Annotated in this window: 20 protein-coding genes; all 20 read right to left on the bottom strand. The window is 64.0% G+C overall.

Annotation, left to right across the window (positions count from 1 at the left end):
• Positions 1 to 124 precede the first annotated feature (124 nt).
• The 20 genes from Q0K09_RS01145 to Q0K09_RS01050 all read right to left on the bottom strand — a co-directional run bounded on the left by Q0K09_RS01145 (position 125) and on the right by Q0K09_RS01050 (position 19,513).
• A complete protein-coding gene (locus tag Q0K09_RS01145; RefSeq protein ID WP_294471828.1) occupies positions 125 to 601 on the bottom strand; it encodes a CarD family transcriptional regulator in 477 nt (158 codons plus the stop codon).
• Between the two features lie 175 nt (positions 602 to 776).
• Positions 777 to 2,723 (bottom strand): bifunctional 4-hydroxy-3-methylbut-2-enyl diphosphate reductase/30S ribosomal protein S1, encoded by a 1,947-nt coding sequence (locus Q0K09_RS01140; RefSeq protein ID WP_294471822.1) that lies wholly within the window; start codon positions 2,721 to 2,723, stop codon positions 777 to 779.
• A complete protein-coding gene (locus tag Q0K09_RS01135) occupies positions 2,720 to 3,319 on the bottom strand; it encodes a lysophospholipid acyltransferase family protein (RefSeq protein WP_294471821.1) in 600 nt (199 codons plus the stop codon). The genes Q0K09_RS01140 and Q0K09_RS01135 overlap by 4 nt, the downstream gene beginning before the upstream one ends.
• The gene (cmk, locus tag Q0K09_RS01130; RefSeq protein ID WP_294471820.1) at positions 3,316 to 3,993 is read right to left on the bottom strand and encodes a (d)CMP kinase; all 678 of its coding nucleotides are present in this window, start codon (positions 3,991 to 3,993) and stop codon (positions 3,316 to 3,318) included. Before cmk ends, Q0K09_RS01135 begins: the two co-directional genes overlap by 4 nt.
• Before the next feature lie 103 nt (positions 3,994 to 4,096).
• Entirely contained in the window at positions 4,097 to 5,386 is a 1,290-nt protein-coding gene (locus Q0K09_RS01125; RefSeq protein WP_294471818.1) for an NAD(P)/FAD-dependent oxidoreductase, read from the bottom strand.
• 150 nt (positions 5,387 to 5,536) lie between these two features.
• A complete protein-coding gene (locus Q0K09_RS01120) occupies positions 5,537 to 6,232 on the bottom strand; it encodes a pseudouridine synthase (RefSeq protein ID WP_294471816.1) in 696 nt (231 codons plus the stop codon).
• A gap of 63 nt (positions 6,233 to 6,295) precedes the next feature.
• Positions 6,296 to 7,399, bottom strand: coding sequence for a D-alanyl-D-alanine carboxypeptidase family protein (locus tag Q0K09_RS01115; protein ID WP_294471814.1), 1,104 nt, complete (start codon positions 7,397 to 7,399; stop codon positions 6,296 to 6,298).
• Positions 7,400 to 7,440: 41 nt separating this feature from the next.
• Positions 7,441 to 7,848 (bottom strand): GerW family sporulation protein, encoded by a 408-nt coding sequence (gene ytfJ, locus Q0K09_RS01110; protein WP_294471811.1) that lies wholly within the window; start codon positions 7,846 to 7,848, stop codon positions 7,441 to 7,443.
• A 24-nt stretch (positions 7,849 to 7,872) separates the two neighbouring features.
• Complete coding sequence (locus Q0K09_RS01105) at positions 7,873 to 8,484, bottom strand: DUF2953 domain-containing protein (RefSeq protein WP_294471809.1); 612 nt, start codon at positions 8,482 to 8,484, stop codon at positions 7,873 to 7,875.
• On the bottom strand, positions 8,481 to 9,101 hold the full coding sequence (scpB, locus tag Q0K09_RS01100) for an SMC-Scp complex subunit ScpB (RefSeq protein ID WP_294471807.1): 621 nt from the start codon (positions 9,099 to 9,101) through the stop codon (positions 8,481 to 8,483). Before scpB ends, Q0K09_RS01105 begins: the two co-directional genes overlap by 4 nt.
• A 21-nt stretch (positions 9,102 to 9,122) precedes the next feature.
• Complete coding sequence (locus tag Q0K09_RS01095; protein ID WP_294471802.1) at positions 9,123 to 9,920, bottom strand: segregation/condensation protein A; 798 nt, start codon at positions 9,918 to 9,920, stop codon at positions 9,123 to 9,125.
• A 31-nt stretch (positions 9,921 to 9,951) separates the two neighbouring features.
• A complete protein-coding gene (locus Q0K09_RS01090) occupies positions 9,952 to 10,632 on the bottom strand; it encodes a site-2 protease family protein (RefSeq protein WP_294471799.1) in 681 nt (226 codons plus the stop codon).
• A 28-nt stretch (positions 10,633 to 10,660) separates the two neighbouring features.
• Positions 10,661 to 11,359 carry a tyrosine-protein phosphatase gene (locus Q0K09_RS01085; protein WP_294471795.1) on the bottom strand — a complete coding sequence of 233 codons (699 nt, stop codon included), beginning with the start codon at positions 11,357 to 11,359 and terminating at the stop codon, positions 10,661 to 10,663.
• 69 nt (positions 11,360 to 11,428) lie between these two features.
• Positions 11,429 to 12,187 carry a fumarylacetoacetate hydrolase family protein gene (locus tag Q0K09_RS01080; RefSeq protein WP_294471793.1) on the bottom strand — a complete coding sequence of 253 codons (759 nt, stop codon included), beginning with the start codon at positions 12,185 to 12,187 and terminating at the stop codon, positions 11,429 to 11,431.
• A complete protein-coding gene (gene yihA, locus Q0K09_RS01075; protein ID WP_294471788.1) occupies positions 12,184 to 12,783 on the bottom strand; it encodes a ribosome biogenesis GTP-binding protein YihA/YsxC in 600 nt (199 codons plus the stop codon). Before yihA ends, Q0K09_RS01080 begins: the two co-directional genes overlap by 4 nt.
• A gap of 10 nt (positions 12,784 to 12,793) precedes the next feature.
• A complete protein-coding gene (gene lon, locus Q0K09_RS01070; RefSeq protein WP_294471785.1) occupies positions 12,794 to 15,202 on the bottom strand; it encodes an endopeptidase La in 2,409 nt (802 codons plus the stop codon).
• 63 nt (positions 15,203 to 15,265) lie between these two features.
• Positions 15,266 to 16,582, bottom strand: a complete 1,317-nt coding sequence (gene clpX, locus Q0K09_RS01065; RefSeq protein ID WP_294471782.1) for an ATP-dependent Clp protease ATP-binding subunit ClpX — start codon at positions 16,580 to 16,582, stop codon at positions 15,266 to 15,268.
• A 100-nt stretch (positions 16,583 to 16,682) separates the two neighbouring features.
• A complete protein-coding gene (gene clpP, locus Q0K09_RS01060; protein WP_294471780.1) occupies positions 16,683 to 17,273 on the bottom strand; it encodes an ATP-dependent Clp endopeptidase proteolytic subunit ClpP in 591 nt (196 codons plus the stop codon).
• Positions 17,274 to 17,339: 66 nt separating this feature from the next.
• Complete coding sequence (gene tig / locus Q0K09_RS01055; RefSeq protein ID WP_294471778.1) at positions 17,340 to 18,716, bottom strand: trigger factor; 1,377 nt, start codon at positions 18,714 to 18,716, stop codon at positions 17,340 to 17,342.
• Between the two features lie 107 nt (positions 18,717 to 18,823).
• A complete protein-coding gene (locus Q0K09_RS01050; protein ID WP_294471776.1) occupies positions 18,824 to 19,513 on the bottom strand; it encodes a metallophosphoesterase in 690 nt (229 codons plus the stop codon).
• Between the last annotated feature and the right edge of the window lie 47 nt (positions 19,514 to 19,560).

The raw sequence follows: 19,560 nt of genomic DNA, 5'->3' as shown, positions 1-19,560 counted from the left end.
TTGATTTTGTATTGCATTTTTTCGCCTCCCTAAAAATCTGAAATTTCTACTTGACTTTTATTAGCAGGTCTTTCACCAAAAAGGAGCCTTCCGGCTCCTTTTGTACCAATGCCAGCGGATGAGCTCAGGTCAGGGCGTTATTGATGCGGGCCTCCACGTCCTCGTAGCTGGCGCCCTGGGACAAGACCAGCTCAGAGATCAGAATCTGCTTGGCGGAGTGGAGCATCTTCCGCTCTCCGGTAGACAGGCCCCGGTCTCCCTCCCGGAGCATGAGCCCTTTCACCACCTTGGCCACCTCCAGGAGATCCCCGCTCTTGATGCGGAGCATATTCTCCCGGTAGCGCTGGTTCCAGTTCTGGGTCATATCCACCTGGATGTCCGACATGGCGGCGATGAGGCGGTCGGCCTCCTCCTTCCCCACAATGGGACGGACGCCGATCTCCTCGCAGTTTTCGGTGGGGACCATGACCAGCATCCCCCCCACCGGGATCTTCAGGATATAGTATTCCCGGACGACGCCGTTGACCTTTTTGGTGACGATGCTCTCTACCACACCGGCACCATGCATCGGATGAACGATTTTATCTCCTACCTGAAACATGATGGCCACCTCCCTGACCGAAAAAATAACTTGACAAATGCTCCCAATGAGTTTATTATAAACCATTTTAGCAGAATTCGCAAGTCGAAAACGGGACATCCCATTGGAAATATTCATAAAAAATGTCCCGTTTCCTCTGAGGAAACGGGACATTTTCATCAAATCAGGCCAAATATCAGTCTTCCACGTCCTCCTGGGGCTCCTCCGTGGGGTCCTCCAGCAGGGCGCGGATGGACAGGGAGACCTTCTGGTTCTCCGTGTCGATGTCAATGATCTTCACATCCACCATGTCGCCCTCTTTGAGCACGTCGCTGGGCTTGTCGATGCGGTGGTCGGCAATCTGGGAGATGTGGATGAGGCCGTCCACGCCTGGGACGATCTCGGCGAAGGCGCCGAAGGTCATCAGCTTGACGATTCTCACGTTGGCGGTGTCGCCCACGCTGTACTTCCCGGTGAAGACAGTCCAGGGGTCCTGGCTCCGGTCCTTCATACCCAGAGAGATCTTCTTCTTCTCCGGGTCGAAGGAGATGACATACACCTCCACGGGGTCGCCCACGCTGACCACCTCGGAGGGGTGCTTGATGCGGCTCCAGGAGAGCTCGGAGATGTGGACCATGCCGTCCACGCCGCCGATGTCCACAAAGGCGCCGTAGGAAGTCAGGGACTTCACCACGCCCTGATAGCGCTTGCCGTTCTCAATCTCGGCCCAGACCTTGGCGGCTTTCTCCGCCCGCTCGGCCTGCTCCACGGCCCGGATAGAGCCCACCACCCGGCGGCGTGCCCGGTTGACCTCGGTGATCTTCAGGCGGACCTTCTTCTTCACCAGCTCGCTCATGGGTGCGTTCCGGGGCAGGCCCGTCTGAGAGGCGGGGATAAAGACGCGGACCCCCTTGACAGAGGCCACCACGCCGCCCTTGTTCTCCTCGGTGATGACGCCCTCCACGATGGTGCCTTCCTCCTTGGCCTGCTCCACCTCGTCCCAGCTCTTCACCGTGTCCAGCCGCTTCTTGGACAGGGTGACCACGCCCTCGGCGTCGTTGACCCGCATAACGTAGGTCTCGATCTCATCGCCCACCTTCACGATGTCCTCCACCTTGGCGGTGGGGTCGTCGCTGAGCTCGGATACAGGGATGTAGCCCGCGTGCTTGGTGCCCAGGTCCACATAGATTTCCGTGGGGGTGATCTCTGTCACTACGCCGGTTACCTTCTCTCCTGTATTTAAAGTCTTGATCGATTTCTCCAGCAGATCCGCGAAGGATTCCTCGATCTCCATGATTTCGTCGCTCATTTTGTCATAGACCTCCTTTATTATCCACCCGGGCGTCGATGCCCCCGCGGTGATTCCGATGGAAGCTGCCCCCCCAAGGGAGGCCGGCTCCAGCGCTTCCGCCCCCTCGACCGCAAGGACCAGAGGGCAGCGTATTCGGCACAGCTCGGCCAGGCGCCGGGTGTTGGAGCTCTTGCGGTCCCCAACGACGATCATGGCGTCGGACTGGGCCGCCAGCTCCTGAGCCTCCGATTGCCGCATATACGTAGCACTACATATTGTATCAAAAATTTCGGCGTTTGTACACTCTTTTTTTGCTTTTTCTATGACGGCCTCCCAAATTTCTCGGGTAGAGGTGGTCTGAGAAACCAGAGTCAGGGGTTTTTCCCGGCGCTCTGGGCCGTCTTCCAGCCATTGGCCAAAGGCTTTGGCGTCCGGCAGCACCACGGGATGGCGGCACCAGCCGGCGATGGCGGCGATCTCCGGGTGGTCCGGTGCGCCGATGATCACCGGCTGCCGCCCCGCGGCCTCGGCCCGCTCCACCAGCCGGTGAATGCGGGTGACGTTGGGGCAGGCGGTATCCACCACCTGACAACCCTTTGCCTCCAGGGCCTCGTACACCGCCCGGGCCTCCCCGTGGGAGCGGAGAATCACCCGAGCCCCCGGGGGTACCTCCTCCACACGGCGGACCAGAACAGCCCCCTTTCGCTCCAGCTCCGCCACCACATTGTCGTTGTGGATAACCGGCCCCAGCAGATAGACCCTCCCCTGCTCCACCGCCTGTCCGGCCAGGTCCACCGCCCGCTTCACGCCGTAGCAGAAGCCGGCGGATTTGGCCAAGGTCACCTTTCTCATCCCGCCTGCTCCCCCAGGGCGCGGATGCGCTCCATCAAATCGGCGGTGATGGCGTCGTACTCCTCCATGGTGCCCTTCCGGGAGGACACCTGGGGGCGGTAGGGCTCCCCAATGACGATAGTGGTCTTGCGGAACCAGTGCTTTTTCTCCGGCACATAGATCGGCAGGATGGGCACCCCGCACCGCACCGCCAGCATGGCGGCGCCGTTCTTGCCCTCGCCCTGGCCCGCCTGGCCCTGGTGGAGCCGGTGTCCCTCGGGAAAGAGCAGGACCTTTTCCCCCTCCTTCAGAAGCTTCATGGCGTGCTTGATAGCTGCCACGTCGGACTTGCCCCGCTCCACCCCAAAGACGCCGATGTGCTTCAAAATCCAGCCTAGAAACGGGATGCGAAGGAGCTCCGCCTTGGCCATGGGCCGGATTTGATTCTTGCGCTGGAGGGCAAAGGCCAGGAAGACAGGGTCGGACAGTGCCGTGTGGTTGCTGCACACCAGTGCCCCCCCCTCCGGGATGTGCTCCCGCCCGATGGTCCGGTTGGGGTGCACCAGGTTAAAGAAGGGAAAGACAATGGCGTATATCACGGCGTAAAAGGTTCTCATGCTTTCAGCTCCCTTTTGACGGCATCCAGCAGAGCGTGAAAGCTCTCCTCCAGGTCCAGATGGGTGGTGTCCACCAAAACGGCGTCCTCCGCCTGGCGGAGAGGGGCGGCGGCGCGGGTGGTGTCCTTTCGATCCCGCTCTATCATATCGGCCAGGACGGCGGCGTAGTCCTGGGGCGTCCCCCGGGCAGACAGCTCGGCGTAGCGGCGCTGGGCCCTGGCCTCAGGACTGGCGGTGAGGAAGACCTTCACATCGGCCTGGGGCAGCACTACCGTCCCGATGTCCCGGCCGTCCATGACCACGTTGCGGCTCCCGGCCAGCCCCCGCTGCATCTCCAGCAGATAGGCCCGTACCGCCGGGATGGCCGACACGGCGGAGGAGGCCCGGGAGACCTCCGGTAAACGGATGGCCTGGGTCACATCCTCCTGGCCCAGAAACATATGCTGCCCCCCGTCGGGCCCGTAATCAATGCGGAGGGAGATCCGGGGCAGGAGCGCCTCCATGGCCGCCGGGTCCGCCGGGTCCACGCCGCTGCGCAGGGCGAAGAGGCCCAGGGTCCGATAGATGGCCCCAGTGTCCACATAGAGAAAACCCAAAGCCCCGGCCAGCCGTCTGGCCAGGGTGCTCTTGCCCGCTCCGGCGGGCCCGTCAATGGCGATGCTCTGAAAACCCATTTTTGTATGCCTCCCACAGTGATTCTGCTCTTTCTCTCCCGCAGGAGACGGCCAGGGCCGGTTTAAAAAGCGGAAATCCAAATAAATTGCCAGGAAAATTGCGTCATTCAGGGGCTGAAGGTGCTTCCGGCTGGATATGCCGGCTGGTTTCAACGGCCAGGGCGGCGGCCTCCCCGGCCGCCCGGCCGGTGGACCAGGCGATCTGGAGGTTGAAGCCCCCGGTGTAGGCGTCCACATCCAGCAGCTCCCCCGCAAAGTAAAGTCCCTGTACCAGCTTGGAGCCCATGGTATGGGGGTCCACCTCCGACACCTTGACTCCGCCGCTGGTGACAATGGCGTCCTGGACGGGCCGGGGGCCGGCGATTGAGAACGCCAGACCCTTGAGAAGTTCCAGCAGCCGCCTGCGCTGGGCCCGGGTGACGGCGTTGGCCGGGGTGTCCGGCGGGATGCCTGAGCGCTCCGCCAGGATGGGGACCAGCAGCCGGGGCTCCAGGGTCTCCAGCACGTTGTGAAAGGCCCGGTTGGGCTGGCCGGTGAGCTCCCGCACCAGCCGGGCGTCCAGGGCGGCCTCGTCCAGGGCCGGCTTGAGGTCGATGACGGCGGTATAGTGGTCCTTCTCGAAGTCCCGCATGTGGGCGCTGGCGCTGAGGACCAGGGGACCGGAGAGGCCAAAGTGGGTGAAGAGGAGCTCCCCCTGCTCCTGGAAGACCGCCTTGCCCTTGCGGTTTTTCACCTTCAGGACCACATTCCGCAGGGAGAGACCCTGCATCCTGGGGCAGTCCTCCCCCTCCGCCTCCAAGGGCACCAGGGAGGGCCTGGGGGGCAGGATGGTGTGGCCCAGTCCGGCGGCCATGGCGTAGCCGTCCCCGGTGGAGCCGGTGAGGGGATAGGAGACCCCGCCGGTGGCCAGGATCACCTGTCCGGCGGCGTAGCGCCCCCGCTCCCCCTGGACGCCGGTGACCCCTCCCGCCTGCGTCAGAATGTGCGCCGCCCGGTCCTGAACCAGGGACACCTGGCTCCGGCGCAGGGCGAAGAAAAGGGCGTCCACCACGTCGGCGGCCCGGTCGGACCGGGGAAAGACCCGGTTCCCCCGCTCCGTCTTCAGGGGGACCCCCAGGTCCGTGAAGAAGGTCTGGACGGCGGCGGGGGGAAATCGGGTGACGGCGCTGGTGAGAAAGCGGCCGTTCCGGGGGACGTTGTCCAGAAATTCCGCCACAGTGCAGTTGTTGGTGAGGTTGCACCGGCCCTTGCCGGTGATATAGAGCTTCCGCCCCACCTTCTGGTTGCGCTCCAGCAGGGTGACCTCCGCCCCCAGCCGGGCAGCAGTCAGCGCCGCGAGCATCCCCGCGGCGCCCCCGCCGATGACCACAATGCTCCTGTTTTGTTCGCTCAAGCCGTTTCTCTTCCTCTGCTTGTTCATTGGTCCGACCCAGGGAGGGCCGGGTGCGCCGGAACGGGACCCGGCTATACCTTATCATCATAGCGGGAAACGCCTGGAAAAGCAAGGACAATTCTGCAAGAAAAAGTTTTCCAGCCGCAAATTTTATATCCGGCGGAGCTGTTCCACCTCTTCCTCTGTAAGGAAGCGCCAGGTCCCCAGCTTGAGGCCGCCCAGTTGAATGTTCCCCTCCCGGACCCGGCGGAGGGCCTTGACGGTGAGGCCGGCCTGGGCGCACATGCGCCGGACCTGCCGGTTTCGGCCCTCGTGGATGATGACAGAGAGGAGGTTGGGACCCAGCCGGTCCACTTGGGCAGGGGCCAGGGCCACCTCGTCCAGCTCCATGGGGCCGGAGAGAAGGGGCAGCGCGGCATCGATGTCTCCGGTGACCAGCACCAGATACTGCTTATCCACCTCATGGCTGGGGTGGAGGAGCTTATGGGTCAGGGCGCCGTCGTTGGTGAAAAGCAGCAGCCCTTCGGAGTCCAGATCCAGCCGGCCCACGGGCCACACCCGGACGCCGCAGCCGGCCACCAGCCCGGCCGCGGTCCTCCTCCCCTGCTCATCGGAGAGGGTGGAGACAAAGCCCCGTGGCTTGTTGAGCATCAGGTAGACCGGCTCCGGGACAGGTCCCAGCTCCACCCCGTCCAGGGCCACAGTGTCCCGGCTCAGGTCGGCCTTGTCCCCCAGTCCGGCCACCCGGCCGTTGACCGTGACCCGGCCGGCCTCAATGTAGTCCTCCGCCCTCCGGCGGGAGCAGACTCCCGCAGCGGAGAGCAGCTTTTGCAGGCGTTCCTCCATCCAGAGGCACCTCGCTTCCTCCTATGTAGGGCGCGGCCTCTGCCGCGCCCCCGAAACAGAACGCTATCCGGGCAGGAGCTCCAGAAGCCGCTCCCACAGCCCGGCCTCCCCCGCCGCGTCCCGGCAGACGGAGGCGCAGAAGGCCAGGCGGGTCTCCCCCACCGGCTCCCCCTCCAGGAAAAAGGTCAGAGCGCCGGCGGGGACGTCTGCCGCCACCGGGGCGGAAACCCGGTCCGGGAGGGTCAGCGCCCATTGGACCTCCTCCCCCTCTGCCAGGGGATACCAGACCTCGTCCACCGTCCGCACCGGGACCAGGGGCACCAGGGCCCCCTCCACCGCCACCGCTCCCAGCACCTGGTTGGGGGCGGCCAGGAGCTGCCGGGGATAGGTCCCAAAGCCGTAGTTGAAGAGACTGGCGTGGTCCCGCCAGTCGTCAGGGTCGTTGAGGGTGACACAGACCAAGAGCTGGCCCTCCCGCCGGGCGGCGGACACCAGGGTCCGCCCCGCCGCCTGGGTGTAGCCTGTCTTCATGCCCACGCAGCCCTCGTACTGGGCCAGGAGCTTGTTGTGGTTGACAAAGGTGCGCGTCCCCAGGGTGATGCTCCGGGTGGCCGTAATCTTGGCCACCAGCTCGTTATCCATGCAGGCTATGGCCAGCTTGGCCATATCGGCGGCGGTGGAGTAGTGGCCCTCCGCGTCCAGGCCGTCGGGGTTGGCGAAATGGCTGTCCGCCATGCCCAGCGCCCGGGCCTTCTCGTTCATCCGCGCCACAAAGGCATCCACATCCCCGGCGCAGATCCGGGCCAGGGCCAGGGCGGCGTCGTTGCCGGACTGGAGCAGCAGGCCGTAGAGCAGGGCCTCCACCGTCACCTCCTCCCCCACCTTCAGATACATGGAGGAGCCCTCAGCGAGGGTATCTTCCCGCTGGACGGTGACGGTCCTCTGGAGGTCGGTCACCGATTCCGCCGCCACCAGGGCGGTGAGGAGCTTGGTGGTGCTGGCAATGAGCCGGGGGGTGTGGGCGTCCTTCTCATAGAGGACCCGGCCGCTCCCGGCGTCCACCAGAATGGCGGAGGCGGCGGAGACGGCGGGTGGGCCTCCCGCCGCCCCGGCCCAGGGGGTCCCCAGCAGGGCGGCGGAGAGCAGCAGAGCGGACAGGCGTTTCATAAAGGCGTCACCTCAAAAGAGAACTGCCTTTAGTATGGGACTTAGAACCCCTGGTTATCCTCTTTTTTATTCTTCTCCAGGTAGTCGGTGACCTTGTCAAACATCTCCGGCACCAGCTCCACCACCCGGTCCACGGGGCTGCCCGCCGGGGGCGCCACGGGAAGCAGCTTAACATTGTCCCCCCGGACGATGAGGAAAGCCACCGGGGCAATGTTGACCCCCGCGCCGCTGCCGCCGCCAAAGGCGTTTTCGGCGTCCGGCTTCTGATTCTTGGAGGCAAAGTCGCTGCCCCCGGAGGCAAAGCCGAAGGACAGCCGGGACACCGGGATAAGGGTGACGCCGTCCTCGGTGTGGATGGGGGTGCCCACGATGGTGTTCACGTCCACCATTTCCCGAATCTTCTGCATGGTGGTGTCCATGAGCTCGCTGATGGGATGATTCTTGTCCATAAAATACCGCCCTTTCTGTTTTATCTATGGATGGGCCCGCTGCCGCCCCTGGTCCCCCTTCCGGTACTGGAGGAGCGCCGGAAGGGCCTTGCGCCCCAGATGGAACGCGAGGGCCGCCCCCTGACCGATGGTCAGGGTGACAGCCGCCCCCAGGGTGACAGCGGGAGTCTTCCGCTCAAAGTCCACGGCAGTCCGAATGTTTCGCCGCCGGATATCAAAATTCTGCTCCAAAAGGGGGAGAATCATACCCAGGGCGGCGTTGGTTCCGCCAAAGGCCAGGGCCGCAGCGGCAGGGTCTCCGGCGGCCAGCACCAGCTCCAGGTCCAGCCGGTCCACCCGCAGCTTCCGCCGGAGCCGTCCGGCGGCCTCCGCCGCCAAGGTCAAGAGCTCCCGCAGCAAAGCCAGGGAGCCTCCACCGGGCTTCCCCGCCCATGCCTGGGGCCTCGGAGGGGCTTTTTCCTTTTTGGGGCGTTTTTTCTTCTTCATTCTGAGGGGGTAGACCGTCAGACGCAGGGGACCCAGCCGTATTCGGACGCGAAGTCCGCCGGCGGCATAGTCCACCTCGCCGCCCACCCGCACCTGGGACACCAGCGCCGGCAATAGGAGGACCAGCCCAAGGACCATCCACAGCCTCATGGGCCCTCCCCCTCCCGGACGGGGTCCCCCTCTCCGGCCTCCTGTCGGGCTTCCAGCTCCCTCAGCCGGGCCTGCATCTCCAAAGTGAGCTGTCCGTCCTCTGGGGAGACGGCCGGCAGCTCCGGCAGATCTTCCAGGCTGGACAGACCGAAGGAGCGCAGGAAGGTGGCGGTGGTTCGGTAGAGGATGGGCCGGCCCGGCACCGCCAGACGGCCGCACTCCTCGATGAGCTCCCGGTCCAGCAGCAATCCCACAGTGTAGGCGCTGTCCACCCCCCGGACCTGGTCCACATAGGCCCGGGTGGTTGGCTGGTAATAGGCGATGACCGCCAGCACCTCCAGAGCGGGGGGCGAGAGCCGGGCCGGCTTGCGGCTTTCAAAGCTCTTGCGGATGAGCCCGGCGTGCTCCGGGGCGGAGCAGAGCTGGTAGCTGGTATCCAGCCGCACCAAACGGAGGCCCCGGCGCTGATAACTATAATCGTCCATGAGCTTTTGGGCCACCGTGTCCGCCGTGGCCCGGTCGATCTCCAGGGCCATGCAGAGCCGTTCCACGCCCACCGGCTCCCCGGCGGCGAAGAGGATGGCCTCCATGGCGGACTCAATTTCCTTCAGAACCATACGGATCCTCCTCCGCTCTTGTCAATAGGCATCGGTGGAAAACTCCAGCTCCGTGTCCCCTTCCCCGGTGCAGGAGACGGTGCAGTCGGCGCCAGCGCCGGCCAGGCGGATGCGCTTGGCCTTACACAGCTCCAGCACCGCAATGAAGGTGGCCACTACCTCGGAGCGGCTGCGGTTCCCCTGGAACAGGGTCCGAAACCGGGTGACGCCGAAGCGCACCAGCCGCTGGATGAGCTCGGCGGCTTTCTCGGAGACGGGGTAGGGCTCCCGGCCCACGATGCCCTCGAAAGCGCTCATAGGCGGGGGGAGCTGGTCCCCCATGCGCTCACGCACCGCCGCCATGGCCCGGCGGAGGTCCTCTTTATCGTGGACATAGCGGTAGACCTTGTTCACCGACAGAGACTCCGGGCCCTTGGTGATGTAGTCCCGGCCCAGGGCGAAGCGGCGGTCCAGCTCCGGCGCCACCGCCTTGATCTTCAGGTAGTTCTCATGGCGCTGATGGGCCTCCAGGGAGGCGATCAGCTGCTCCATCTCGGAGAGGGCCTCCTCGTCGTGGATGGACAGAAGCATCCGGGACTTGATGAAGACCAGCTGGGCGGCCATGGCCACAAAGTCGCTGGCCACCTCCAGGTCCAACTGCTTCCTGCGGTCCATCCAGGCCAGATACTGGTCCAGGATCACCGAGATTTGAATGTCCTGGATCTCCATTTTGTTCTTGCTCAGCAGGGCCAGGATCAGGTCCAGAGGGCCGGTAAAGTCCTCCAGGTCCTCCGAGCGGGCCTTTACCACTTTTTCCAGATGATAGATGGGGGCGTTCACCCGCTCACCTCTTCCCGTGTTTTGTCAATCCTCAGGTCAGAAGGACATAGGGCCAGGCCGCCCCCTGCAAGAGGAGATTCAGCGCCCAGCTCCGGACCGCTGAGAGCGGCGCGTCCAGCAGGCCGGACCACAGCAGGAGCATCAGCAGCAGGGTTCCCCAGCCCTCATAGCGCATCAGGGTGTAATAGACCCGGTCCGGCAGAAAAACACCCAGCACCTTGGAGCCGTCCAGAGGAGGGAAGGGAATCAGGTTGAAGATCCCCAGACCAAGGCTGAGAACGGCCGCCGTCCCGCAGAAGTTCACAGGCCCCAACAGCAGCGGCAGGCCGGAGCGCTGGTAGAGCCCCAGCAGCAGGGCCCGGATCAGCAGGGCCAGATAGGCCAGCGCCAGATTGGAGGCCGGACCCGCCAGGGCGGTGAGGGCCATGCCGGACTTTGGGTGCTTGAAATACCGCATATCCACCGGCACCGGCCTTGCCCAGCCAAAGCCCGCCACCAGCATCATCAGCGTGCCTACCAGGTCCAGGTGCCGCAGGGGGTTGAGGGACAGCCGGTGCTGGCGCTTGGCGGTGGGGTCCCCCAGGGCGTAGGCCGTCAGTCCATGGCAGGTCTCATGTACCGTCAGGCAGAGGAGCACCGCCCCCACCGTCAGCAGCAGGCTCACAAAGCCCGCCCAGTCCATATGTTGCGCGAAGTCGGAAAAAGAACCCACTTGGACGGTCCCCCTTCAAGTGATGGTCTCAGCAGGGCGGCAGCAGCTTTTTCAGGAGGGCGTTCAGCTCCGCCCCGGTGACGCCGATGGTGCGCAGGTAGCCCTCCGCAGAACCGTAGGCCTCCTCCAGGAGGTCCAGACAGCCGTCCAGATAATCGCTCCTGGAGGCCCCGGCAAAGGGGGCCAGGTCCGGCACCACCCTTCGGATGCGCTGGATGATGTCCGCCAGATAGGTTTCAGAGACCTGGTAGTCCGCCAGGATATCCGCCCGGCTCACCCCAGCCAGGCTCAGCAGCAGGGCCGCGAACAGGCCGGTGCGGTCCTTTCCCGCCGTACAGTGGAAAAGCACCCCGCCGGGGGCGGCCGCCGCCGTGCCCATGGCGGCCCGGACCAAGTCCCCCCGGTCCAGCAGGTCAAAATAGCCCCGGGCCACATCCTCCGCCAGGTTCGGCATGTTCTCCCCCTCCAGCAAAGGGCAGTTCACATAGTGGAAGCCTTCCACGGCGGAGAGCTGGTCCGGCTTCCGCTCCACCTCCGCCGGGGTCCGCAGGTCGATGACCGTGGTGATGTCCCGGTCCAGCAGCCACTGGATGTCCCGGCCCTCCAGCCCCAGGGGATTGTCCCCCCGGAGAAAGCGCTCCCAGGCCGTCGCCCGTCCGCCGGAGCCGGGATAGCCGCCCAGGTCCCGCAAATTGTTCATCCGTCCCAGGGGGATATGGCGCAGCATGGGACCGCCTCCTTTTTCTCTGCCGGACTGGGATGACAGCATGATTTCCCGCGACGCGCAAGCATGTACTCAGACAATGGAATTCCGCAGAATCCCGACGCCCTCAATCTCCACCTCCACCGTGTCCCCGGGCTTCATGGGGCCGATGCCGGAGGGCGTGCCGGTGGTCACCACATCCCCCGGCTCCAGGGTCATGGATGCGGTGATAAAGGCCAGCATCTCTGGGATTTTCGTCATGAACCGGGAGGTCCGGGAGGACTGGACCGTCTTCCCGTTCAGCCGGGTCTCCAGCTTCAGGGCTGAAGGGTCCACCTCGTCGGTGACCACAGGGCCCACCGGGGCAAAGCCGTCCATGCACTTGCCCCGGGTCCACTGGCCGTCCGCCTTCTGGATATCCCGGGCCGTCACATCGTTGAGGCAGGTAAAGCCCAGGATGTACCCCCAGGCCTCCTCCGGCCGCACGTCTTTGGCCCGCTTTTTGAGGACGAAGGCCAGCTCCCCCTCGTAGTCCAGCCGCCCTACGAAATCCGGGGCGTGGACCGCCCCCTCCGGGTCGTTGACACAGTTGGGGGTCTTGATGAAGAGAATGGGCTTTTCCGGGACCCCCTCCCCCATCTCCACGGCGTGGTCGTAGTAGTTCTTGCCCACACAGACGATCTTAGTGGGCTCGCAGGGGGCCAGCAGACGGCAGTTTTCCAGCTTCCAGGTCTTTCCGTCGTAATACTCTGTCTCCCCGGCGTAGGGTGGATATTTCAGGGTGTGGATCACATCCCCGTCCAGGACCCCCCAGCGGACCCGGCCCAGCCGTTCCGCTCGTACATATTTCATCGCAGTTCCTCCCCCAAATGAGCCGCCAGCTCCCCCAGAAGCTCCTCCCGTCCTGTCCCCTTCTCAGCTGAAAAGGGAATTACCTTTATAGAATCATCCAGTTCCAGGGTCTCCCGGATGCGCTGGAGGTTCGGCTCAATCTCACTTTTTTTCAGCTTGTCCAGCTTATTGGCCACCACCACATAAGGGCGTCCGGCGGCCTTGAACCACTCCCCCATGGTACAGTCATCCGCCGTGGGTTTGTGGCGGGCGTCCACCAGCATACAGCCCAAGCTCATGAGGGTGGGGTCGTCAAACCAGCTCTGGATGAGCCTGCCCCAGCGTGCCTTCTCCGCCTGGGACACTTTGGCGTAGCCGTAGCCGGGCAGGTCCACCAGATAGAAGGCTCCGTCAATGCGAAAGTAGTTGATGTGGGTGGTCTTTCCCGGGGAATTGCCCACCCGAGCGAAGTTTTTCCGATTCAGCAGGCGGTTGATGACCGAGGACTTCCCCACGTTGGAACGGCCGGAAAAGACCACCTGGGGCAGGCCGTCCCGGGGAAAGTCCTCCTTTTTGGCTGCGGAGCGGAGAAACTCCGCCTTTTGCAGATGGATCATAGGGCCCTCCCTACTGCTTCAGGTTCAGGGAGGGCTCCACCCCCTGGGACTTTTCGGAGAGCGGGACCAGTCCCGGCTGGGGCTGGAGACAGTTGGCCTCCAGTGCGGCGGCCAGCACCTGGTCCACCTGGCTGGCCGGCACAAAGTGGAGGGCGCCCCGGACCGTCTGGTCGATCTCCTCCAGGTCGCTGACGTTGTCCTCCGGCAGAATCACCGTGCGGATGCCGTTGCGCAGGGCGGCCATGGTCTTCTCCCGGAGGCCGCCGATGGGCAGCACCCGCCCCCGTAAAGTAACTTCACCTGTCATGGCCACATCCTGCCGCACCGGGATGCCGGTGAGGGCGGAGACCATGGCGGTGGTGATGGTGACGCCGGCAGAGGGGCCGTCCTTGGGCACCGCCCCCTCCGGGAAGTGGACGTGAATGTCCTGGGTCTTGTAGAAATCGGCCTCGATGCCAAGCTGCTGGGCCCGGCTGCGGATATAGCTCAAGGCGGCGTGGGCGGACTCCTTCATCACGTCCCCCAGATTGCCGGTGAGCTCCACCTTGCCGCTGCCCGGCACCACGTTGACCTCCACCTGGAGGATGTCGCCTCCCACCTGAGTCCAGGCCAGACCGTTGACCACACCCACCTGGCTGCCGGTCTCCCGGCGTTCCGGGTGGTATTTGCGGACGCCCAAAAGCTCCTCCACGGTATCCCCTGTCAAGGAAACCTGCTTGCTCTCCCCGGACACGATCCGCATGGCGGCCTTCCGGCACACAGACGCCAGCTCCCGCTCCAGAACCCGGACGCCGGATTCCCGGGTATAGCCGGTGATGATCTCCCGGATGGCGTCGTCGGTGAGCTTGAGCTGGGGCTTCTTCAGCCCGTGGCGCTTGCGCTCCTTGGGCAGCAGGTAGTTTTTGGCAATTTGAAGTTTCTCCTCATCGGTATAGCTGGACAGCTCGATGACCTCCATCCGGTCCAGCAGAGGCCGGGGGATGGTGCTGGTGGTGTTGGCGGTGGTGATGAACAGGACCTCGGAGAGGTCGTAGGGCAGCTCCAGGAAGTTGTCCCGGAAGGTGGCGTTCTGCTCCCCGTCCAGCACCTCCAGCAGGGCGGAGGCCGGGTCTCCGTGGATGTCTGAGGCCAGCTTGTCCACCTCATCCAGCAGCAGCAGGGGGTTGGAGCTCCCCGCCCGGCGGATGCCGTCGATGATACGGCCCGGCATGGCCCCCACATAGGTCTTCCGGTGGCCCCGGATCTCGGCCTCGTCGTGGACGCCGCCCAGGGAAATGCGGGAGAGTTTCCGCCCGGTGGCTCTGGCCACCGACATGGCGATGGAGGTCTTGCCCACCCCAGGCGGGCCCACCAGGCAGAGTACCTGCCCCTTGAGCTCCGGGGCGAGCTGCTTGACGGCCAGGAACTCCAGGATGCGCTCCTTCACCTTCTCCAGGCCGAAGTGGTCGGCGTCCAGCACCTTCCTGGCGGCGGAGACATCGACGCGCTCCTTCGTCTTTTTACCCCAGGGCAGGTCCAGGCAGACGTCCAGGTAGTTGCGGAGCACCGTGGACTCGGCGGAGCCGAAGGGCTGCTTGGACAGGCGGTCCAGCTCCTTACGCAGCTTTTCCTCCACCTCTTTGGGCAGCCTGGCTTTGGCGATCTTCTGCCGGTACTCCTCCAGCTCGCTGTCGCCCCCTTCCCCCTCGCCCAGCTCTCGCTGGATCACCTTGAGCTGTTCCCGGAGGAAGTAGTCCCGCTGGTTGCTGGTAAGCTGCTCCCGGACCTTGGACTGCATCTCGTGCTCCAGCTCCAGGATGGCCACCTCCCGGCTGAGGACATGGGTGAGCTTCTCCAGGCGGCGGACCGGCCGGAGCTCTTCCAGGATGCCCTGCTTGTCGGAGGCCCGCATGGCGATGTTCTGGGCGATATAGTCGGCGATATAACCGGGGTCCTCGCTGGCCAGCACGCTGATGAGCACGTCACCCGTCATCCGGGGAGAGAGCTCGGCGTAGGTCTCAAAGAGCTCATAGGCGCTGCGGATCAGGGCCTCGGTCCGGGGGGTGTTCCGTCTGTGCTCTGGGACCTCCAGCACCTCCACCTCCCCCTGGAGGAAGGGACTGGTCTGGCCCAGCGTGAGGAGCCGGCCCCGGGAGCTTCCCTCCACCATGACCCGGACGTTGTCTCCGGGCAGGCGGAGAATCTGTTTGACGTTGGAGACCGTGCCGATCTCGTAGAGGTCCTCCTGGCTGGGCTCCTCCACCGACAGGTCCCGCTGGGCCACCAGGAAGACGGGGACCCCCTCAGTCATGGCGAAGTCCAGGGCCTTGATGGAGGCCCCCCGGCCCACATCGAAGTGGAGCAGCATGTTGGGGAAGATGGTCAGGCCCCGAAGGGCCAGCACCGGCATGGTAACCGTGGCATTGGGTTCTGGCGTCATGGTAATCACATCCTTGTGGAAAAAGGCAGGGCGGGAGACGCGCCCCCGCCCTGCCGCAAAACGTTAAGAAACATTGCTCTGGGTCCGCAGACCGCCGTGCTCCGCCCGAAGGGCCGCGCCGCCCAGACGGGGACGGGCAGGCCGGTTGGGGTCCCGCAGAATCTCCGGCTGGGCGCCCTGGGTGACGCACTCCGGGGTGATGACCACCTTGGCGATGGTTCCGTCGGAGGGCACATCGTACATGACCTTGGTCACGACCTCCTCCAGCACTGCCCGGAGGCCCCGGGCGCCGATGCCACGGTCGATAGCCTTCTCCGCCACCGCCGTCAGGGCCTCTGGCTGGAACTCCAGCTCCACATTGTCGTACTCCAGCAGCTTCTGGTACTGCTTCACCAGGGCGTTCTTGGGCTCGGTGAGAATGCGCACAAGCTGCTCCTTGTCCAGGGACTGGAGGGCGGTGATGACGGGCAGACGGCCCACAAGCTCCGGGATAATGCCGAATTTCAGCAGGTCGTGGGGCTGAATCTCCTTGAAAAGGGCCGACACATCCCGCTTCTTCCGGCTCTCGATCTCGGCGCCGAAGCCAATGGACTTCTTATCCAGGCGCCGCTCGATGATCTTCTCGATGCCATCGAAGGCGCCGCCGCAGATGAAGAGGATATTCTTGGTGTCGATCTGGATGAACTCCTGGTGGGGGTGCTTCCGGCCGCCCTGGGGGGGGACGTTGGCTACAGTGCCCTCCAGGATTTTCAATAAGGCCTGCTGGACTCCCTCTCCGGACACGTCCCGGGTAATCGAGGTGTTCTCACTCTTCCGGGCGATCTTGTCGATCTCATCCACATAGATGATGCCCCGCTGGGCCAGTTCGATGTCGTAGTCGGCGGCCTGGACCAGGCGCAGGAGGATGTTCTCCACATCGTCGCCCACATAGCCGGCCTCGGTGAGGGTGGTGGCGTCGGCGATGGCGAAGGGCACCTTCAAAATGCGGGCCAGGGTCTGTGCAAAGAGGGTCTTGCCGCAGCCGGTGGGGCCCATGAGCAGGATGTTGCTCTTCTGGAGCTCCACATCCCCCCCGCCGCCGAAGTAGATGCGCTTATAGTGGTTGTAGACCGCCACAGAGAGGGCCACCTTGGCGTCGTCCTGGCCGATGATATACTGGTCCAGAACATCCCGGATCTCCCGGGGGGTGGGGATGACATCGGGGACGTCGTAGTGCTCCTCCTCCATGTCGGTCCCGGCATCCTCCAGGATGCTCATGCACAGCTGGACACACTCGTTGCAGATATAGGCGCCCGGGCCCGCGATGATGCGGGAGACCTGCTCCTGGTGCTTGCCGCAGAAGGAGCAGCGCACGGAGTGCTTGTCGTCGTTTTTAGGCATGGGTTTCACCTCAAAATGGGGCGGCGGAGCCGCCCAAGGCTTGCTGGCATGACAGACATGCCACGGGTTGGACCTGGGCGGCAGAGCCGCCCGGCCCCGGTCACTTCCGAACGATGACCTTGTCGATGAGGCCGTACGCCACCGCCTCCTCGGCGGACATGAAGTTATCCCGCTCACAGTCGGCGGTGACCACCTCGAGGGGCTTTCCGGTGTTTTCGGAGAGAATCTTGTTCATCCGCTTTTTGATGATCTCCAGCCGCTTGAGATGGATGGCCATGTCGGTGATCTGTCCCTGGGTGCCGGCGGAGGGCTGGTGGATCATGATCTCCGCGTTGGGCAGGGCGAAGCGCTTCCCCTTGGCCCCGGAGGAGAGCAGGAAAGCCCCCATGCTGGCCGCCATGCCGATGCAGATGGTGGACACATCGCACTTGACATACTGCATGGTGTCATAGATGGCCATGCCGTCGGTGACGGACCCCCCCGGACTGTTGATGTAGAACTGGATGTCCTTGTCCGGGTCCTGGGCCTCCAGGTACAGGAGCTGGGCCACCACCAGGCTGGCGGTGGTGGCATTGACCTCCTCCCCCAGGAAGACAATGCGGTCATTGAGCAGGCGGGAGAAAATATCATAGGACCGCTCACCGCGGTTGGTCTGCTCCACAACATAGGGTACGAGGCTGGAATGGATCATGATGGTAACGACTCCTTTTTCGCTTACAGGCAGTGGTATTCAACAGTATGCCCGCCGGGAGGAGGCTTATTCCTCCTCCTGGCCGGCCTTCGCAGCGTCAGGGGCGGGCGTACCCTTCCGGCTGCGGGTGGTCTTCTTTTTGAGGGCCTCCTCCCCGGCGGCCTCCTGGGGCTTTTCGGCCTTGGCCTCGGCCTTCACCAGCTCCAGGGCCTTCCGGCGCAGGAGAGTGGTCTTCACATCGTCGGCGGGGGCGGCGGACTTCACCTGATCCACCTCCATGCCGTACTGCCCGGCCATGGACTGGTACTCGGCCTCCAGCTCCTCGTCGGTAACAGTCAGGTTCTCGGCAGCGGCCACGGCATCCAGCGCCATCTCGTACTTAATCTGGCGCTCGGCCGACTCCCGGCCCTCCTCCCGCATGGACTCCAGGGTCTGACCGGTCATCTGGAGGAAATTCTGGAAGGGGATGCCCTGACGCTCGAAACGCGCGGCGTAGTCCCGGATCGTCTGGTCGGCCCGGAAGTCCACCATGGCCTTGGGCAGCTCCACCTCCAGGTTGGCGATGAGGGCATCCATGACAGCGTCCTCAAAGGCGTGCTCCGCTTCGTGCTCCCGGCGCTCCTTCAGCTTCTCCCCCAGGTCCTTCTTGAACTCCTCCAGGGTTTCAAAATCAGAGACATCCTTGGCAAATTCGTCGTCCAGAACGGGGGGCTGGGGCTCCTTGACCTCGTGGACCTTGATCTTGAAAACCACAGGCTTTCCGGCCAGCTCGGGGGTATAGTCCTCGGGGAAGGTCACATCCAGGTCCTTCTCGTCGCCGGGCTTCAGGCCGACCACACCCTCCTCAAAGCCGGGGATGAAGGAGTGGGAGCCCAGCTCCAGGGCGTAGTTCTCCCCCTTGCCGCCGTCGAAGGGCGCCCCGTTGTCAAAGCCCTCAAAGTCGATGAGGACGGTGTCCCCCTCCCGGGCCTCCCGGTCCACATTCACCAGGCGGGTGGCCCGCTGGACATAGGGCTTGAGCTCGCCGTCCACGTCCTCGCCGGTGATTTCCACCTCTTCCTTAACAACGGGAAGCCCTTTGTAATCGCCGATTTTATACTCAGGCCGCACCGTGATCAGGGCCTTGAAGGTGAGGCCGTCCTTGCCGGCCTCCAGGACCTCGATCTGGGGATAGGCCACGGGGTCCAGGCCCTCCTGCTCCACGGCCTGGTCATAGGCGGCAGGATAGAGCTCGTCGATGGCGTCTTCATAGAACACGCCGGAGCCGTACATCCCCTCGATGATCTTTCGGGGGGCATGTCCCTTTCGGAAGCCGGGAACAGAGATATTTTTCCGATTTTTCCGATAGACCTTGTCTACCGCAGCCTCAAACTCGTCGGCTCCCACCTCAATGACCAGCTCAACGGCGCTGTTCTCTTGTTTCTCTTTACTCTTGACGTTCATCTACTTACTTCCTCCTGAATGTGTGTGATGCGGCATTGCCAGAATCTCGTTTATCTTATCAGATAGAGCGAAAGAATTCCACTCTTTTTTTGCAAAAAGGAAAAAAATTAGGGCGGCACCAGCTTGGGGGTGAACCGAAGGTAATCTGCGGACACCAGGTAGTATTCCACGCCGCCCCGCCGGCCCTCCACCGCCAGGCGGTGGCTCCCGCCGTGAAGGTGTCCGTAGTAGCACCGTTCCACGCCGTAGCGCTCCAAGAGGTCCAGGATCTCCTGGCAGGTGTAGCCCTGGTAGCAGGGCGGGTAGTGCAGAAAGCAGAGCTTAGGGTGCTCCCCCGCCGCCTTCAGCGAGGCCTCCAGCCGGAGGAGCTCCCGGCGGAAGACCTTCTCGTTGTGTCCCTGCTGGTCCTCCTCATAAAACCAGCCTCGGGTGCCGCACAGGGCGGTTTCACCATAAAAGTGGCAGTTATTGTGGAGGATCTCCAGGGTGCGGAAGCCGCGCTCGTCAAAAAAGCGCTTCATCTTGGCCGCCGTGGTCCACCAGTAGTCGTGGTTCCCCTTGAGCAGCAGCTTCCGCCTGCCGGGCAGGGCGTCCAGAAAGGCGAAGTCCGGCTCGGCCTGCTCCAGGCTCATGCCCCAGGAGATGTCCCCGCAGAGCACCACCGTGTCCTCCTCCCCCACCGCCTGGAAGCCGGCGGAGAGCTTGTCCACATAGCCGTTCCAGGCGCCGCCGAACACGTCCATGGGCTTATCCGTCCCCAGGGAGAGATGGGGGTCTCCGATTGCAAACAGGGCCAAATCATCACCTCGCAGCCCCGGCTCCCGCTATGTAAGACAGCCGGGTC

Source organism: uncultured Intestinimonas sp., from assembly GCF_944387725.1.
Lineage (GTDB): Bacteria > Bacillota > Clostridia > Oscillospirales > Oscillospiraceae > Intestinimonas.
The sequence above is the reverse complement of the archived record's forward strand: the minus strand, read 5'-3'. Positions and strand labels throughout refer to the sequence as shown.

Excerpts from the sequence above, each read along its gene's own strand:
- Q0K09_RS01120 (WP_294471816.1), bottom strand. The coding sequence starts at position 6,232 with ATGGAGGAACGCCTGCAAAAGCTGCTCTCCGCTGCGGGAGTCTGCTCC.
- lon (WP_294471785.1), bottom strand. The coding sequence starts at position 15,202 with ATGACGCCAGAACCCAATGCCACGGTTACCATGCCGGTGCTGGCCCTT.
- yihA (WP_294471788.1), bottom strand. The coding sequence starts at position 12,783 with ATGATCCATCTGCAAAAGGCGGAGTTTCTCCGCTCCGCAGCCAAAAAG.
- Q0K09_RS01080 (WP_294471793.1), bottom strand. The coding sequence starts at position 12,187 with ATGAAATATGTACGAGCGGAACGGCTGGGCCGGGTCCGCTGGGGGGTC.
- Q0K09_RS01105 (WP_294471809.1), bottom strand. The coding sequence starts at position 8,484 with ATGAGGCTGTGGATGGTCCTTGGGCTGGTCCTCCTATTGCCGGCGCTG.
- clpX (WP_294471782.1), bottom strand. The coding sequence starts at position 16,582 with ATGCCTAAAAACGACGACAAGCACTCCGTGCGCTGCTCCTTCTGCGGC.
- tig (WP_294471778.1), bottom strand. The coding sequence starts at position 18,716 with ATGAACGTCAAGAGTAAAGAGAAACAAGAGAACAGCGCCGTTGAGCTG.
- scpB (WP_294471807.1), bottom strand. The coding sequence starts at position 9,101 with ATGGTTCTGAAGGAAATTGAGTCCGCCATGGAGGCCATCCTCTTCGCC.
- clpP (WP_294471780.1), bottom strand. The coding sequence starts at position 17,273 with ATGATCCATTCCAGCCTCGTACCCTATGTTGTGGAGCAGACCAACCGC.
- Q0K09_RS01140 (WP_294471822.1), bottom strand. The coding sequence starts at position 2,723 with ATGAGAAAGGTGACCTTGGCCAAATCCGCCGGCTTCTGCTACGGCGTG.
- Q0K09_RS01135 (WP_294471821.1), bottom strand. The coding sequence starts at position 3,319 with ATGAGAACCTTTTACGCCGTGATATACGCCATTGTCTTTCCCTTCTTT.
- Q0K09_RS01145 (WP_294471828.1), bottom strand. The coding sequence starts at position 601 with ATGTTTCAGGTAGGAGATAAAATCGTTCATCCGATGCATGGTGCCGGT.
- Q0K09_RS01085 (WP_294471795.1), bottom strand. The coding sequence starts at position 11,359 with ATGCTGCGCCATATCCCCCTGGGACGGATGAACAATTTGCGGGACCTG.
- cmk (WP_294471820.1), bottom strand. The coding sequence starts at position 3,993 with ATGGGTTTTCAGAGCATCGCCATTGACGGGCCCGCCGGAGCGGGCAAG.
- Q0K09_RS01115 (WP_294471814.1), bottom strand. The coding sequence starts at position 7,399 with ATGAAACGCCTGTCCGCTCTGCTGCTCTCCGCCGCCCTGCTGGGGACC.
- ytfJ (WP_294471811.1), bottom strand. The coding sequence starts at position 7,848 with ATGGACAAGAATCATCCCATCAGCGAGCTCATGGACACCACCATGCAG.